This window comes from Qipengyuania sp. B-5, assembly GCF_056857815.1.
Genome location: NZ_JBSXNU010000019.1, coordinates 1 through 16223, shown reverse-complemented (window position 1 = coordinate 16223; position 16223 = coordinate 1). Strand labels below are relative to the sequence as shown.

At 62.6% G+C, this 16223-nt stretch carries 16 protein-coding genes; 9 read left to right on the top strand and 7 right to left on the bottom strand.

Annotated elements, in window-relative coordinates; translation table 11 throughout:
* Positions 1–8: 8 nt before the first annotated feature.
* Both AC13CE_RS01030 and AC13CE_RS01025 read left to right on the top strand, forming a co-directional pair.
* Positions 9–1349: an ammonium transporter gene (locus AC13CE_RS01030; protein ID WP_473821237.1), complete on the top strand. Its 1341-nt coding sequence runs from the start codon at positions 9–11 to the stop codon at positions 1347–1349.
* A gap of 277 nt (positions 1350–1626) precedes the next feature.
* Complete coding sequence (locus AC13CE_RS01025; RefSeq protein WP_482971201.1) at positions 1627–4008, top strand: TonB-dependent receptor; 2382 nt, start codon at positions 1627–1629, stop codon at positions 4006–4008.
* Between the two features lie 92 nt (positions 4009–4100).
* Here AC13CE_RS01025 and AC13CE_RS01020 read toward each other — a convergent pair whose 3' ends face one another.
* From AC13CE_RS01020 to AC13CE_RS01000, 5 genes are read right to left on the bottom strand one after another with little or no spacing between them, the layout of a single operon-like run.
* Positions 4101–5684 (bottom strand): GMC family oxidoreductase, encoded by a 1584-nt coding sequence (locus AC13CE_RS01020; RefSeq protein ID WP_482971175.1) that lies wholly within the window; start codon positions 5682–5684, stop codon positions 4101–4103.
* 24 nt (positions 5685–5708) lie between these two features.
* A complete protein-coding gene (locus AC13CE_RS01015; protein WP_482971174.1) occupies positions 5709–6653 on the bottom strand; it encodes a sterol desaturase family protein in 945 nt (314 codons plus the stop codon).
* A 7-nt stretch (positions 6654–6660) separates the two neighbouring features.
* Positions 6661–7056 (bottom strand): hypothetical protein, encoded by a 396-nt coding sequence (locus AC13CE_RS01010; protein ID WP_482971173.1) that lies wholly within the window; start codon positions 7054–7056, stop codon positions 6661–6663.
* Positions 7057–7497, bottom strand: a complete 441-nt coding sequence (locus AC13CE_RS01005) for a protein tyrosine phosphatase family protein (RefSeq protein WP_482971172.1) — start codon at positions 7495–7497, stop codon at positions 7057–7059.
* A gap of 3 nt (positions 7498–7500) precedes the next feature.
* A complete protein-coding gene (locus tag AC13CE_RS01000; protein ID WP_473821242.1) occupies positions 7501–8307 on the bottom strand; it encodes a TerC family protein in 807 nt (268 codons plus the stop codon).
* Positions 8308–8567: 260 nt separating this feature from the next.
* Between AC13CE_RS01000 and AC13CE_RS00995 the strand changes: the two genes are divergently transcribed.
* The 7 genes from AC13CE_RS00995 (at position 8568) to AC13CE_RS00965 (ending at position 15411) form a co-directional block, all read left to right on the top strand.
* Entirely contained in the window at positions 8568–9305 is a 738-nt protein-coding gene (locus AC13CE_RS00995) for a cold-shock protein (protein WP_482971171.1), read from the top strand.
* A 133-nt stretch (positions 9306–9438) separates the two neighbouring features.
* Positions 9439–10629: an aspartate aminotransferase family protein gene (locus AC13CE_RS00990; RefSeq protein WP_221538286.1), complete on the top strand. Its 1191-nt coding sequence runs from the start codon at positions 9439–9441 to the stop codon at positions 10627–10629.
* Entirely contained in the window at positions 10629–11594 is a 966-nt protein-coding gene (argF, locus tag AC13CE_RS00985) for an ornithine carbamoyltransferase (protein ID WP_482971170.1), read from the top strand. The genes AC13CE_RS00990 and argF overlap by 1 nt, the downstream gene beginning before the upstream one ends.
* Before the next feature lie 45 nt (positions 11595–11639).
* The gene (gene hslO / locus AC13CE_RS00980) at positions 11640–12545 is read left to right on the top strand and encodes an Hsp33 family molecular chaperone HslO (RefSeq protein ID WP_482971169.1); all 906 of its coding nucleotides are present in this window, start codon (positions 11640–11642) and stop codon (positions 12543–12545) included.
* Positions 12546–12658: 113 nt separating this feature from the next.
* The gene (locus tag AC13CE_RS00975) at positions 12659–13066 is read left to right on the top strand and encodes a hypothetical protein (protein WP_482971168.1); all 408 of its coding nucleotides are present in this window, start codon (positions 12659–12661) and stop codon (positions 13064–13066) included.
* A 37-nt stretch (positions 13067–13103) separates the two neighbouring features.
* Positions 13104–13820, top strand: a complete 717-nt coding sequence (gene queC / locus AC13CE_RS00970; protein WP_482971167.1) for a 7-cyano-7-deazaguanine synthase QueC — start codon at positions 13104–13106, stop codon at positions 13818–13820.
* Between the two features lie 4 nt (positions 13821–13824).
* Complete coding sequence (locus AC13CE_RS00965; protein WP_482971166.1) at positions 13825–15411, top strand: spinster family MFS transporter; 1587 nt, start codon at positions 13825–13827, stop codon at positions 15409–15411.
* Between the two features lie 9 nt (positions 15412–15420).
* Here the strand turns inward: AC13CE_RS00965 and AC13CE_RS00960 are convergent, their stop codons facing one another.
* Positions 15421–15939 carry a superoxide dismutase family protein gene (locus AC13CE_RS00960; RefSeq protein ID WP_473822804.1) on the bottom strand — a complete coding sequence of 173 codons (519 nt, stop codon included), beginning with the start codon at positions 15937–15939 and terminating at the stop codon, positions 15421–15423.
* A 100-nt stretch (positions 15940–16039) separates the two neighbouring features.
* On the bottom strand, positions 16040–16223 hold a 184-nt coding region (locus tag AC13CE_RS00955), incomplete at its 5' end, for an OmpA family protein (protein ID WP_482971165.1).

The following is a 16223-nucleotide window of genomic DNA, read 5'->3' as shown; positions in this document are numbered from 1 at the left end:
GGGACATCATGACCATGCCTAATTTCATGCGCGCTGCCGCCACGGCGACTGCCGCGCTCTTCACCGCTACTGCCGCCCATGCGCAGGAGGCCGCCGAAGCTGCGGCTGCCGTTCCCAATCCCGGCAACAATGCCTGGATGATGACTGCGACGATCCTCGTCCTGCTCATGATCCTGCCGGGGCTCGCATTGTTCTATGGCGGCCTGACCCGGTCGAAGAACATGCTTTCCACCATGACCCAGATCGGCGCCACTGCCGCGCTGGCGATGATCATCTGGGTGATGTGGGGCTATTCGCTCGCCTTCGGGGACACCACCTATGAAGGCACGCTGGGCCTGTTCATCAGCGGGGGCAGCTATTTCCTTGCCGGCACCGATGCGAGCAGCACGGCGGCCACCTTCACCGACGAGGTGATCAGCAAATACGTCTTCATCAGCTTCCAGATGACCTTCGCCGCGATCACCGCCGCACTGATCCTGGGCGCGACGGCAGAACGCATGAAGTTCGGCGCCGTCATGGCCTTCGTGCCGATCTGGCTGACCATCGTCTATTTCCCGATCGCGCATATGGTCTGGGCCGGCGGCGGGCTGCTGTTCGAAGACGGCGCGCTCGATTTCGCCGGCGGCACCGTGGTGCACATCAATGCCGGTGTCTCCGGTCTCGTGCTGGCCTATCTCCTCGGCAAGCGCCGCGGCTGGCCGCAGGAGCCCATGATGCCGCACTCGATGACGCTGACCATGGTCGGCACCGGCCTTCTGTGGGTGGGCTGGTTCGGTTTCAACGCCGGTTCGGCGCTGGAAGCGGACGGCTCCGCAGGGCTGGCCATGATCAACACCTTCGTCGCGACTGCGGCAGGGGCGCTGGCATGGATGGTGATCGAGCGGCTTGCCGGTCACAAGGGATCGGCGCTCGGCTTCTGTTCGGGCGTGATCGCGGGCCTCGTTGCCGTCACTCCGGCAGCAGGCAACAGCGGCCCCTTCGGCGCCATCCTGCTCGGCATCCTTAGCTCGGCCATCTGCTACTTCTTCGTCGCCAAGGTGAAGGCCAAGTTCGGCTATGACGACAGCCTCGACGCTTTCGGCATCCACGGCATCGGCGGCATCGTCGGCGCCATCGGTACGGCGGTGGTCTACCAGCCGTTTCTCGGCGGGCCCGGCGATGGCTCGACCGCGCTCGGCACGCAGTTCGGCATCCAGGTCTTCAGCGTCCTCGTGACGATCGCCTGGGCGGCAATCGGTACGCTGATCGCCGGCTTGATCGTCAAGGCACTGGTCGGCCTGCGTGTCACCGAAGAGGCCGAAGTCGAAGGGCTCGACATCTCCGAACATGGGGAGCGCGCCTACAACTGATCCGCAAGTTCGGCGGGGCCGTCACTCTCTCCTCTCTCTCCTTGGGCGGCCCCGCCCAACCATGTTCCTCCTGCGAACATAGCCTACCACAGGGCCGGGACTTTCGAAGTTCCGGCCCCTTTTTTCGGTTCTGGCAGGTGTGTCCCGTGTGTAACATTTCCTAAACAATCTTGGTCTGGCGAGCGGGCGTGGATTGTCTTTACGCAAATTCGGATTCACCATTTCCACCAGGAGAAGCCCTCTAAGGGCCTGAAAATGGGAGGGGAATTTGAAAAAAATTTGCCAAATCAATCGCTTCTTCACGCGTCCGGCTCTGCTGGCCGGTAGCGCGCTGACCCTGACCGCCGTTCCCGTAGCGGCACAGGAGGTCGAGCAAGCCGAAGACGACAGCCAGGTCATCATCGTTACCGCAACGAAGCGCGACCAGGCGATTCAGGACGTTCCCTTCTCGATCAACGCCCAGACGCAGGAAGACATCCAGAAGTCCGGTGCAGCGACGCTTGAGGACCTTAGCCGCAATGTCGCGGGCCTGTCGGTCCAGAACCTGGGACCGGGGCAGAGTCAGGTTTCGGTACGCGGCGTTTCCGCCGGTCAGGTTGTACGCGATCAGCCGGGCGTGAAGGAACAGGTCGGCGTCTATCTCGACGAATCCGTAATCTCGCTCTCGCTTTTCACGCCCGATCTCGACCTTTTCGATCTCAACCGCGTCGAAACGCTGCGCGGTCCGCAGGGCACGCTGTTCGGTTCGGGCAGCGTCGGCGGGACGATCCGCTACATCACCAACCAGCCGGTCATCGGCGTTGCGGAAGGGCAGGTCGAAGGTAACGTCAACCTCGTCGATGGCGACGATCTCGGCTGGCATCTCAAGGGAGCAGTCAACGTACCGTTCGGCGACAAGGCGGCCATGCGCGCAGTCGGCTATTACACGCGCTACGGCGGCTTCATCAATGCGATCGGCCCGGCAGGCGGCGAGGACGAGAACGATGGCGAGCGTTACGGCGGCCGTCTCGCTTTCCGCGTCGATACCGGCAACGGGTTCAGCCTGACCCCGCGCCTGATCTATCAGAAGGTCAGCGCCAACGGCTTCAACCGGCAGGAGATCTACAATCTCTATGCCAATCCCTACCAGACCAATCCGACCACTTTCGATGAACGCGAACAGTATCTGAAACTGCGCGAGGCTTTCGAAGATGAAACGCTGATCGTCGATCTCGTGGCAGAGGCCGATCTTGGCGCGGTCGTACTGACTTCGGTGAGTTCCTATACCGATCGCGCCATCCTGGTGAGCCGCGATGGGAGCGCCCTGACCGGTTCCGTTTCGGTCGATCTCGGCTATCCGGATGAAGGAATCGCGCTTCCCGCGAACCTGCGCGACACGACCGATGTTTCGGCCATAACGCAAGAAGTGCGCCTGGCTTCGGATACAGGCGGGCCGTTCGAATGGGTGGTTGGAGGCTTCTATTCCCAAACCGACCGCTTTTATCGCCAACGCCTGCCCACGCCGGGTTATGCGGCGGTGACTGACGACACTCTGGGCGACGGAACTTCGGAAGCAGTTTCCAACGGGTTCCCGAACCTCGATTCTCCGTACAATGCCGACCTGCCCTACGATCTCGAGCAGATCGCAGTGTTCGGGGAAGGCACCTATGCGCTGACCGACAAATTCGATGTGACGGTGGGCGCGCGCTATTATGACTACAAGGAAGAGCGCGAATTCAATTCCGGCGGTCTCTTCGCCAATGGCGATAATGCTTTCGACCGAACCGCATCGGACGGGATCAGCCCCCGCCTGCTGCTGAGCTACGACGTGTCGGAATCGGTCACGGTGAATGCCCAGGCCTCGAAGGGCTTCCGCCTCGGCGGGGTTAACGATCCGCTCAACATCACTTTGTGTTCGCCGGAGGATGAAGCGCTGTTCGGAAGTTTTCAGACCTATGAGGATGAAACGCTTTGGAACTACGAGGTCGGTGCGAAGGCAACCGGTCGCGGATTCTATGCGAATGTCGCGGGCTTCTATAACGATATCAGCGATCTGCAGGTCACGCTCGACGCAGGAAGCTGCTCTTCCCGCGTGGTCTTCAACGTGCCCGAGGCCCACACCATGGGCCTCGAGGCGGAACTGGGCATCGAGCCTGTTCCCGGCCTTGATCTCGTCCTTTCAGGAAGCTGGATCGAAGCCGAATTCGACAGCACCATCAGCGACGATGCTGCGCTTGTAGCCGCAACCGGTATTCGCGAAGGCAATCGCCTGGCTTCGGTGCCGAAGCTGCAGTTTACCGCTTCGGGCAGTTACGAATGGCCCGTAAGCGATAGCGCCGATGCCTATTTCTCTGGCTCATGGAGCCACGTCGGTAACCGCTATACGCAGCCAGCCGACCAGGAAAACAACCCGCGGACCTTCGTGCACGGGCTACCCTATCTGGGCGCGCCGGCGGATGCCTCGACCACGGTCGACCTGTTGTTGCCGAGCTATGACATCGTGAACCTGAACGCAGGGATCGATTTCGTCTCCGGGCTCTCGCTCATCGTCTATGTGAACAATGTGCTGGACGAGAACGCATTGCTCAGCTTCGACCGCGAACGCGGCGGTCGTGCGAGGCTCGCCTATCGCACCAACACGCCGAGGACCTTCGGGCTGACTGTCCGCCAGAGCTGGTAATACCTGTTTCCTTGGGGGAGGGCCGGGGCCGGTGGCGCAAGCTTCCGGCCCCTTTTTCATTGACTGACGAGATCAGTCCACGCGGATCGCTGTCAAGCCAGAGCCTGCTTTACGAAATCGGCGCAGCGTTCGCCGATCATGATGCTGGGCGCGTTGGTGTTGCCCGATACGAGCCGCGGCATGATCGAAGCGTCGGCGATCCACAGCCCGTCCACGCCACGCGCCTTGAGTTGCGGATCGACCACGTCGCCCTCGTCCGCGCCCATGCGGCAGGTGCCGACGGGGTGGTAAACCGTATCCGCGCGGCTGCGGATCAGTTCGTCGAGCTGCGCATCGTCGTCGAGGTCGACCGGATAGCGGTCCTGCGGATCATAGGCCTGCAGCGCGGGGGATGCCACGATGCGGTGCGAGAGGCGCACGCCTTCGCGCAAGGTCGCCAGATCCCGCTCATCGTCGAGGAAGTTCGGATCGATGCGCGGTGCATCTTCGGCATTCCGGCTCGCCAGCCGAACCGTGCCGCGGCTTTCCGGACGCAGCACGCAGGCATGAAGCGAGAAGCCGTGGCCCTTGACCTTGGTGCGCCCGTGATCTTCCAGCATTGCGGGGACGAAGTGCCATTGGACGTCCGGTGCGCGCGCATCGGGCATGACCTTCCAGAACCCCCCGGCCTCGGCATAGGGGGTGGTCATGATGCCGGTGCGCTTGCGCCGATGTTCGATAATCGCCTTGGCCATCCGGACATTGCCCGCCAGGCTTGAACCGATGAAATCCTTGCTCTCGGTCTGCCAGCTCGAAACATAATCGATATGGTCCTGCAGGTCCGAGCCGACTGCGGGCTTGTCGACCACGACATCGATGCCGTGTTCCTTCAGATGCGCGCCGGGACCGATGCCCGACAGCATCAGGATCTGGGGCGAATTGAAGGCGCCCGCCGACAGCACCACGCCGCCTCGGGCCCTGACGGTCCGCGTCCGCTTGCCCGCCGAATAGGTGACCCCGGTGACGCGACCATCCTCGATTTCGAGCTTCTGCACCGTCACGCCGATGCGGACGTCGAGGTTCTTCGACCCGCGTTGCGGTTCGACATAGGCGCGCGCGACGGACCAGCGTTCGCCGTCCTTCTGCGTCACCTGGTAGAGGCCGAAACCTTCCTGCTTTTCGCCGTTGAAATCGGCATTGCGCGGAAGCTGGAGTTCGGCAGCCGCTTCGACGAAAGCATGGCTGCCGGGGTTCGCCCATTTCTGGTCGCTCACCCACAGCGGACCATCGTCGCCGTGATAGGCGTCTTGGCCGCGGACATTGTGCTCGGCGCGTTTGAAATAGGGCAGGACATCGTCAAACCCCCAGCCGGTACAGCCGAGCGCGGCCCAATTGTCGTAATCCCACTTGTTGCCGCGGATGTAGATCATTGCGTTGATGGCCGATGATCCGCCCAGGCCCTTGCCCCGCGGCTGGTACCCGGCGCGCCCGTTCAGCCCTTTCTGCGGCACCGTTTCATACATGTAATTGGCCGCGGGATTGGGAATGGCGAGCATTCCCGGCATCGTGATCCGCATGCCGTTGTTGCGGCCCCCCGCCTCCAGCAGGCACACGCTCTTCCCCGCTTCAGCCAGCCTGCCGGCCACGGCGCTGCCCCCGCTGCCGCCGCCGACAACGACAATATCAAACTCGTCCATGTATTCTCCTCTCGATTCGAGAGGTTAGGCAGGCTCTGCGTCGCCTGCAATCGGGTTTTGAGATGCAACCGGTTCTTGGGGTGCGACATGGCCCTGCCGTTCCAGCCATGCGGCCCGGATCTGGTCGCTCGTCTCGCGGCTGCCGTCATGCGTCCAGCCGGGTTCGCGGATGAGGTAGGACAGCTTGTGCTTCCACGGTGCTTGCCACATGTCCTGCGCGATGCCGATCCATTCGTGGAACACCGCCCACAGCAGGTTGAAGCTGCCGAGCTGCTTGACGATGCCATAACGGATCTTCTCGTCGTCCCTTTCCGGCTCGAAAGTGCCGAACATTTTGTCCCACACTATGAAGACACCGGCATAGTTGCGGTCGAGATAGCGCGGGTTGGTGGCGTGGTGGACGCGGTGGTGGCTGGGCGTGTTCATCACCGCTTCGAACCAGCGCGGCATGCGGCCGATCGCCTCGGTATGGATCCAGAACTGGTAGATGAGGTTAAAGCCGCCGCAGATCGCGATCATCGCCGGGTGGAAACCGAGCAGCACCAGCGGCAGCGCAAACAGGAAACCCAGCGTCAGGAATCCGGTCCAGGTCTGCCGCAGCGCGGTCGAGAGGTTGTAATGCTGGCTCGAATGGTGGTTCACATGGCTGGCCCAGAACCAGCGCACGCGGTGGCCGAAACGGTGGACCCAGTAGTATTTGAGATCGTCGAGCACGAAGCAGGCGATCCACGCCCACCATGCCCAGCCGATGTCGAACAGCCGGAATTCCCACAGGAAGAGGTAGAGCGCGAAGAACAGTCCGCCGAACAGCAGGCCCGAAACCGTGCTGCCGAGTCCGAAGGCCAGGCTGGTGAGCGTGTCCTTCGGTTCATAGGCATGGCGGTTCCGGCGCCAGGCCCAGATCATCTCGATCAGGACCAGCGCCACGAAACCGGGCACGGCATATTGAGTGGGCGAAAAATCGGGCATCGTCGCGCTACTTTATAGCCTCGATACGCTTAACCCAAGCTTGTGGTTCGGCAATGCGCAGGGCCGCGCTGCCATAACGCCGCTCCGCTGTGTCGACGACGAGCGTGTCGCTCTCGATCCGTGCAGTGGCTGCCGGGGTCAGGATGCGGGCGGCGAAATGCGTTCCGTGCGGCCTCAGCAGCATGATGCGTCCCCCGGCATCGCGCAGTAGCGCGGCACGGCCTTCCGCATCGAGCGCCAGATCCTTTGCCTCGAAACCGTCGGCTGCTTCCGCTGCTGCGCGGCGCGCCTCGTCTTCGCTGTTGAGCCTGCGTTCGGGCCCGAGCTTGAGCCACCAGGCCACGCCCGCGAGCAGCAGGATTGCCGCCAGCGAGCCGAGGAACTGGAGCAGCTGGTCCTGCACTCAATCGCCGGATTGCTGGCTCAGCATCTCCAGCGTCGACCGGACCGGAGAGATGTCGTAGCCCGCCGCCTGCGCCTGCTGCGCGATCGTTTCCACATCGCGGCCGGCCTTGGCCTGTGTCATCGCCCATAGCAGCGTCGAGCGCGTACCGGTGCGGCAAAAGGCCAGCACCTTGCCCTCGGCACTGCCGATGGCCGCGGCCATGGCATCGACTTGCGGCAGGCTGAAACCGGCAGAGCCGACGGGTATCGCAGTATAGTCGATCCCTGCCTGCCGGGCCGCCTCTTCGATCTCGCGGCCTTCAGGCTGGCCAGATTCTTCGCCATCGGGCCGATTGTTGACGATCAGCGTCACGCCTTCCGCCTTGGCGCGCTCGACGTCGCCCGGTTGGATCTGGCCGGAGGCGAGCAGCATGTCTGATATCGGTTTGAACTGGGTCATCGATCAGGCTCCTTGGCTGGCGGTTTTTGCCGAACGCCGACCGCGCTGGATTATGTTGAGGATTTCGACGCCGACCGAAAAACCCATGGCTGCGTAGATATAGCCCTTGGGTACATGGAAGCCGAAACCGTCGGCGATCAACACGAGGCCGATCATCACGAGGAAGGCGAGCGCCAGCATGACCAGCGTCGGGTTCTTCTCGATGAAGCGGGCGAGCGGATCTGCGGCGACCATCATGATCCCCACGGTAATTACGACGGCGATGACCATGATCGGGATGTGGTCAGTCATGCCGACTGCCGTAAGGATGGAATCGACCGAGAAGACGAGATCGATGGCGACGATCTGCGCGATCACCGTGCCGAAGGTGGCCTTGACTGCTGCGGCCGCGCCCGGGGTCTTGTCGAGCAGGTCGCCCGAATTGTCTTCCGGTTCCATCGAATGATGGATTTCCTTGGTGGCCTTCCACAACAGGAACAGGCCGCCTGCCAGCAGGATCAGGTCGCGGCCCGAAAAGGCGGTCTCGAACGTAGGCTGCCCGTAAGGTCCGGGGCTTCCTTCGATGCCGAGATCGAAGAGCGGGGTCTGGAGAGTGACCAGCCAGCCGATCAGCATCAGCATGCCGATGCGCATGACGAGCGCGAGCGCCAGCCCGATTCTACGGGCGCGTTGCTGCTGGTGCTCGGGCAGCTTGTTCGACAGGATCGCGATGAAGATGAGATTATCGACGCCAAGGACGACCTCGAGCGCGATCAGGGTGAGCAAGGCTAGCCATGCGGCAGGGTCGGAAAAAAGTGCGATGAGATCCATGGCGGCAACCGATGCCCAAGGGATCGATTTCTTGCAAGCGAAACGATGGCCGATTTCGCCATGCGAAAATGTCACATTTGTGCGCCACAAGAAGTCAGAGCGCTAAATCATTCGCATGATGCGTTCTTTCGCGCTATGCATTGGGGTGATGTGGGAGGATATTCCGAAGGAATTCCCTCCCCGCCTGCGTCTGGCACGCCTTGCAGCCTGCGTGTCGGCGCGAAGATTACGCGGCTGCGCGACAAGGTATTTTACGACTTATGGGTTACGATAGAGGGCGGCGCCGCGGACGGGACAAGCGGGACAATATCGGAGAGGACAGCTACGACCCGTTCGGTGGTCCTCCGGACGGTTTCGACCATGGCAGCGGCGATCGCGGCGGATTCGGCGGTGGTGACCGCGGCGGATTCGGTGGCGGCGACCGTGGTGGCTTCGGCGGCGGTGGAAACCGCGGCGGCTTCGGCGGCGGCCCGCGTGGCGGCGGCGGCGGTGGCGGTAGCCGGATGCCGGCGCAGGTCGTCGGAACCGGCAAGGGCACCGTCAAGTTCTTCAATACGCAAAAGGGCTTCGGCTTCATCCAGCAGGAAACCGGCGGCGAAGACATCTTCGTCCACATCAGCGCCGTCGAGCGCGCCGGCCTCGAAGGCCTGGCCGAAGGACAGGAACTCGAGTTCAACCTCGTCGATCGTGGTGGCAAGGTCTCTGCACAGGATCTGCAGATCGTCGGCGACATCATCGAAGTCGAACAGAAAAGCGAAGCTCCGCGCCGCGAACTCACTGGCGACAAGGCGACCGGTACGGTCAAGTTCTTCAATTCGATGAAGGGCTTCGGCTTCCTCACGCGCGACGATGGCCAGCCCGATGCATTCGTGCACATCAGCGCGGTGGAGCGTTCGGGCCTTTCACAGATCAACGAAGGCGAACGTTACGAGTTCGACCTCGAGGTCGACCGACGCGGCAAATATTCCGCGGTCAACCTGGTTCCTGCTTCCGAATAGGACGCCGACCAGTCCCTCGCATCGCGTTTGACCAAGCGCGCGCAAGGGAATAGATCGCTGGCAAACACGCAGATGGCGGCTCCCGTTCCGGGGCCGCCATTTGTCTTTGACTTCTTGAGGAGAGCGTAGAGAAATGTCGATTAGCCCGCTGATGCCCGTCTATCCCCGCTGCGGCGTGCGCCCCGTGAAGGGCGATCACTGCCACCTGATCGACGAGGACGGCACACGTTATCTCGACTTCGCCAGCGGTATCGCGGTCAACCTGCTCGGTCATAGCCACTCCGGCCTGATCGGCGCGATCCAGCGCCAGGCCGAAACGCTGATGCACGTCTCCAACCTCTATGGAAGCCCGCAGGGCGAGGCGCTGGCGCAGCAGCTGGTGGACAAGACTTTTGCCGATACGGTGTTCTTCACCAATTCGGGTGCGGAGGCTGTGGAGTGCGCGATCAAGACGGCGCGCGCCTATCACCAGCATGACGACGGCGATTCGAACAGGACCGAACTGATCACCTTCACCAACGCCTTTCACGGCCGGACGATGGCGACCATCAGTGCCTCGAACCAGGAGAAGATGCACAAGGGTTTCATGCCCCTGCTCGCCGGGTTCCAATACGCCGAATTCGACAATCTGGAGAGCGCGAAAGCCCTGGTCAGCGACAAGACCGCAGGCTTTCTTGTCGAACCGATCCAGGGCGAGGGCGGCATCCGCCCCGCTTCGGACGAATTCATCCACGGCCTCAAGGCCATCTGTGACGAGCACGACCTCATGCTTGTGTTCGACGAAGTCCAGTGCGGTGTCGCGCGTACCGGCAAGCTCTATGCTTATGAGCATTACGGAATCGCACCCGACATCATGGCCAGCGCCAAGGGCATCGGTGGCGGCTTCCCGCTCGGCGCATGCCTTGCCACCGAAAAGGCGGCACGCGGCATGGGCTTCGGCACGCATGGTTCCACCTATGGCGGCAACCCGCTCGCCATGGCTGCCGGGAAAGCGGTGATGGATGCCGTCGCCAATGACGAATTCCTCGCCGAAGTCACCGCCAAGGGCGAACGCCTGCGCAGCCGCCTCGAACAGTTCATCGGCAATTATCCCGAACTGTTCGATTTCGTGCGCGGCAAGGGCCTGATGCTGGGCATTCGCATGAAGGTCGAAAGCCGGCCCTTCTTCGTCCATCTGCGCGACAACCACCAGCTGCTCACCGTGGCGGCGGGCGACCAGACTCTGCGCGTGCTGCCGCCGCTGGTGGCGGACGATGCGGAGTTCGACGAATTCTTCGACAAGCTTTCCGCCGGTGCGGCGAGCTTCGATCCGGCAGCAAGCTGATGACCGGCGGCGACGCAATGGACCTCGCTGCCGCTGCGAGAAACTTTCTCGACCTGTCGGATGCCGGCGGGGATGCGATCGCCGCTATGCTTGCCGATGCGCAGGACCGCAAGGCCGCGCGAAGAGGGTGGCCAAAGGGCAGGCCCGACGCGGACGCGCCGCTTGCGGGCCATGTGCTCGGCATGATCTTCGAGAAAAACTCGACCCGAACGCGGGTCAGCTTCGATATCGGCATGCGCCAGCTCGGCGGATCGGCGCTGATCCTCGATTCGGGCACCAGCCAGCTGGGGCGCGGGGAAAGCATCGCCGATACCGCGCGTGTGCTTAGCCGGATGGTCGATGCGATCATGATCCGGACAGATGATCACGCCAAGGCCGAAGAACTGGCGCACCATGCCCATGTGCCGGTGATCAACGGGCTGACCGATCGTTCGCATCCGTGCCAGATCGTCGCCGATCTGCTGACGATGGTCGAACACGGCAAGGCGCTGCCCGGTCTCGAACTCGCCTGGCTGGGCGACGGCAACAATGTGCTGCACTCGATCCTCGAGGCCGCGGGTATCTTCAAGTTCAACGTCCGCATCGGCGTGCCGCAGGGTTACGAGCCCGATTCAGAATTCGTCGAACTGGCGCGCAAGGGCGGGTCACAGGTTACACTGACGCAGGACGCCGCCGAAGCCGCACGCGGCGCGGACATCGTGGTCACCGATACCTGGGTTTCGATGGGCCAGGACCACGTTCACAACAAGCTTGCGGCGATGGCGCCTTTCCAGGTCGGCGGCGAGTTGATGGGCCTTGCCCGGCCCGATGCGAAATTCCTCCATTGCCTGCCCGCCCATGTCGGCGAGGAGGTGACCGAAGAGGTTTTCGAGGGTCCGCAATCGGTGGTCTTCGACGAAGCGGAGAATCGCATTCACGCGCAGAAATCGATCCTGCTGTGGTGTTTCGGGAAGATCGGCGGCTAGGCTCCACCCTGTTCAATCTGCGTCGGCGTTCCCATATGCGCGCGCATGACGCAGACCGACCCCGCCGCCGTAGAGACCTTTTCGGGCCGCACGCTCGCCTTCACCATCCCCTCGCGCGACACGCGCGGACGGATTGTGAGGCTTGATCGCGCGCTCGACGAAATCCTTGCGGCGCACGATTATCCTGCGCCGATCACGCACTTGCTCGCCGAAGCGCTGGTGCTGGCCGCGCTGATGGGCTCGCTCCTCAAGGATGACGGATCGCAGGTCACCATGCAGGCCCAGACCGAGGCCGGCGCGGTGAACCTGCTGGTCTGCGATTACAAGGGCGGGGAACTGCGCGGTTATGTCGATTTCGACCATGCGCGGCTGGCGGAACTCGGAGCAAATCCCTCGCTCTTCGCGCTGTTCGGCAAGGGCTATCTTGCCATCACTTTCGATGTCGCAAAGGGCAAGGGGCGGTATCAGGGTATCGTCCCACTCGAGGGCGAGACCCTGGCGGAGGCCTGCGAAGCCTACTTCTTCCAATCGGAACAGGTGCCGACGCTGATCCGCACAGCGGTAAGGTCGGGTGGGGGCAAATGCAGCGCGGCGGGCATGCTGGTCCAGCACCTGCCTGACGGCGAGGAAGGCCGCGAGCGGTTGCACGCCCGTCTCGACCACCCGGAATGGGAGCATGTGGCGATTCTCGCGGGATCGGTGAAGCACGAGGAATTGCTCGATTCCGCCCTGTCGCTGGAAGCTATCGTGTGGCGCCTCTTTCACGAGGAGCAGGAGGTGCGGATCGAAAAAGGCGCTGCGATCGAACGGGGCTGCCGCTGTTCGATCGAGCATTATCAGGATGTCTTGTCCAAGTTTCCAGAAGAAGACCGCAAGGAAATGCGCGATGACGAGGGAAAGATCGTGGTAGATTGCGCGTTCTGTTCGAAGAAGTTCCCTATCGAAGCCTAGATAGTCTGTGCCAAACAATTCATCGCTGTTATAGAACGGTTCATCGCTGCAATTTAGAATGAGCACTAATCCTCTCGCCGTTTTGGTGTGCTAAGAAACGAGAAGTGAAACTCATGCCGAATCGTAAAATCGTCTGGATCGGTGCCGCCATTGCGGCAGTCCCTGCGGTCCTTCTGGGGGGCGCAGCGCTGGCACAATCTTCTCTCGCCATGCTTGATACGCTCGATCGTGGGGGCTGGGAGCTGCGCTATCGCGACGGCACCACGCCGCGCAATATCTGCGTGCGGAGCGGGCGCGAGTTCATCCAGCTTCGCCATAGCGAAAGTGGCTGCAATCGCTTCGTCGTCGAGGATGGCGATAGCGAGGTTACGGTCCAGTATACCTGCCGCGGCAATGGCTATGGCCGGACGCATATCCGCAAGGAAGGCAGCAAGCTCGTCCAGATCGACAGCCAGGGCATCGTCGACGGACGGCCCTTTCAGTTTTCGGCCGAGGCACGTCACACAGGCCGCTGCCGATAGTCTTGCGAGCTACGGCACCAGCGCCTAGCTGCGCCGCATGACGCATATATCCCACGATCATTCCGGTCCTGCAGTCGTGCTGCTTTCGGGCGGACTCGATTCCATGGTGACCGCCGCACTCGCGCGCGAACGCGGCTTCGAAGTACACGCGCTCACCATCGATTACGGGCAGCGCCATGTTCGCGAGCTCCAGTCTGCCCGCGCGATTGCGGAAAAGCTTGGCATAAAACGCCATGTCGAATTGCCGCTGGACCTGCGCCAGTTCGGCGGTTCGGCGCTGACCGCGGATATCGACGTGCCCAAAGGCGGGGTGGGGGACGATATCCCCGTCACCTATGTCCCGGCGCGCAATCTCGTGTTTCTCGCACTGACGACCGCCTTTGCCGAGACTTCGCATTCGCGCGACATCTTCATCGGTGTGAATGCGCTGGACTATTCCGGCTACCCCGATTGCCGCCCCGAATTCATTGCCAGTTTCGCCGAAACCGCGCGGTTGGGCACGAAACAGGGTGTTGGCGGCGAACCTTTCACGATCCACGCTCCGCTCCAGCACATGAGCAAGGCCGACATCGCGCGAGAATGCGATCGCCTGGGCCTCGACCCCGCGTGGAGCTGGTCCTGCTACGATCCCACGCCCGAGGGTTTCGCCTGCGGCGCCTGCGATTCCTGTCGACTACGTCGAAAGGGGTTTGACGAGGCGGGACTTGTCGATACCACTGTCTATTCCAAGGACGCACCTGCCCTGCCGGAGTAGAAATTTGACCCAACCGACTTCCGCCGCCCCTCACCAGATCCCAGCCGAGGAAGGGGCGCAGGGCAAAGTCCCGGCATATAGCTGGTATGCCCTCGGCATTCTGGTCATCATTTATGTCTTGAATTTCGTCGACCGGAACATCATCTCGATCCTCGCCGAGGACATCAAGGCGGATCTCGGCCTGCGCGATGACCAGATCGGCTTTCTCTACGGCACGGCTTTCGGGGTTTTCTACGCGCTGTTCGGCATTCCGCTGGGCAAGCTGGCAGACAGCTGGCACCGAGTCAGGCTGATGACGGCGGGGCTCGCCATCTGGTCTGCCTTCACCGCGCTTTCCGGCTTTGCCAAGAATTTCACCATGCTCAGCGTCGCGCGTATCGGCGTGGGCGTCGGCGAGGCTACGGCCAGCCCGAGCGCCTATTCGCTGATCTCGGACTGGTTTCCGAAGAAGATGCGCGCGACCGCTCTCGCGATCTACTCTTCCGGGCTTTATATCGGTGGCGGCGTATCGCTCCTGATCGGCGGGGCGATCGTCGAGAATTGGAACGAAGCCTTCCCCACCGATGCTCCGCTCGGGCTCGCCGGATGGCAGGCTGCCTTCATCATCGTGGGCCTTCCGGGGCTGCTCCTCGCGCTACTCGTCTTCACCTTGCGCGAACCCGTCCGCGGCCAGAGTGACGGGATCATCACACCGCCGCCGAAAGATCCGTTCCGCGGGTTCTTCCACGAACTCATCGCCGTAATCCCGCCCTTCACCTTGATCGGGGCCGCAAGGGGCGGCGCACGCGGCATCGCAGTCAACCTCGCGGGGGCGCTGGTTATCGGCGGCATCGCTTATCTCATGGCCGATTTTACCGGCAATGCGCAGCAATGGGGCGCTGTCGGAATCGGATATTACGCCATCTTCTCATGGGCCTCGACCCTCAAGCGCCGCGACGAGCCTACCTTCACACTGATCTGGGGAACTCCGGCCTTCCTCACGACGATCCTGGGATACGGTATGGTCGCTTTCATGTCCTATGCCGCATCCTTCTGGGCGGCTCCCTATGCAATCCGGATCCTCGAGGAAGCTCCCTCCACGGCAGGCTGGTGGATCGGCGGACCGGGCGCGCTGGGCGGCTTCCTCGGCGTGATCATGGGTGGCCGCGCGGCCGACTGGTTGCGCGAGCGTATGCCGACGGGCCGCCTGTTCGTGGTCGCGTTCGGTCTCACTGCCGCAGCCCCCTTCCTCTTCATCATGTTCACCACGCTCGACCCCACGATCTTCTACATCGCGGCGTTCCTGCAATCGCTTTTCGGGAGTTCGGCCCTCGGTGCGGCGGCGGCGACCTCCCAGGACCTGGTCCTGCCCCGCATGCGAGGAACCGCCACCGCGACCTTCTTCCTCGCCACTACCCTCGTGGGGCTTGCCCTTGGGCCCTATATGGCCGGACAGGTCTCCACGATGACGGGCAGTCTCTCGACCGGCGGCCTCAGCCTGCTGATTGCCGTGCCGATCGGGCTGGTACTGCTGTTCATCGCCTACCGGACTGTGCCGACGGCGGAGCGAACCTTGCTGGACCGCGCGCGCGCCGCGGGCGAAGAAATCTGACGGGTTGCGTCAGCTTGCCCTGAGAACGCCGCAGGCCACGCGCGAACCGGCATCGCCCGCCGGATCGGTGCGGTAGTCATCGGGTCCTGCATGGATGACGATGGCAGTTCCATCGGCATCGAACAGGTAGTCGCGATAGGCAGGGGTGTCCGGCCCGATATCGATTTCGATACTGCCGGTGCGCGAGGTGCCGACTACGAGGTTCGGCATGTCGCCGAGATGCTGGCCTTCCGGATTGAGCGAGCCGTGCTCGCGGCCTAGCGGATTGAGGTGACCGCCCGCGCTTGTGAAATCGGGGGCGTCGCAGCGACCGGTGGTGTGGAGATGGAAGCCGTGTTCTCCCGGCTCCAGCCCCGTTGCTGCCATTGCAAGCGACAGGGTCTGCCCATTCGACAGCAATTGCGCAGTTCCGACGGGCACGCCGTTGGCCCGGTTCAGTTGTGCCTGGCCGATACGATCGGAGGGCAGGCTCTCGAGTGTAGAACAACCTGCCAGGGCGAGTGAAGCAAGCGAGGCGGCGAGGATCATGCGCATAATTCTTGTCCCGTTTCGTTAGTCCTGTCCCACCAACGAAAAAGGGGCCGGATTGCTCCGGCCCCTTCTCGGTGTTTCTACTCTTTCGAGTGGATTACATGCCCGAACCCGGACCGTAGGTGACTTCCACTCGGCGGTTCTGGAGTTCGCGGACGCCGTCGGCGGTCGGAACGCGGAGCTGCGTTTCACCGAAGGCTTCGCTGCTGATGCGGCCACCGGGGACACCGCGAGCGGTGAGGTAGTCGCGGACCGAAGCGTTACGACGTTCGGCGAGGCCC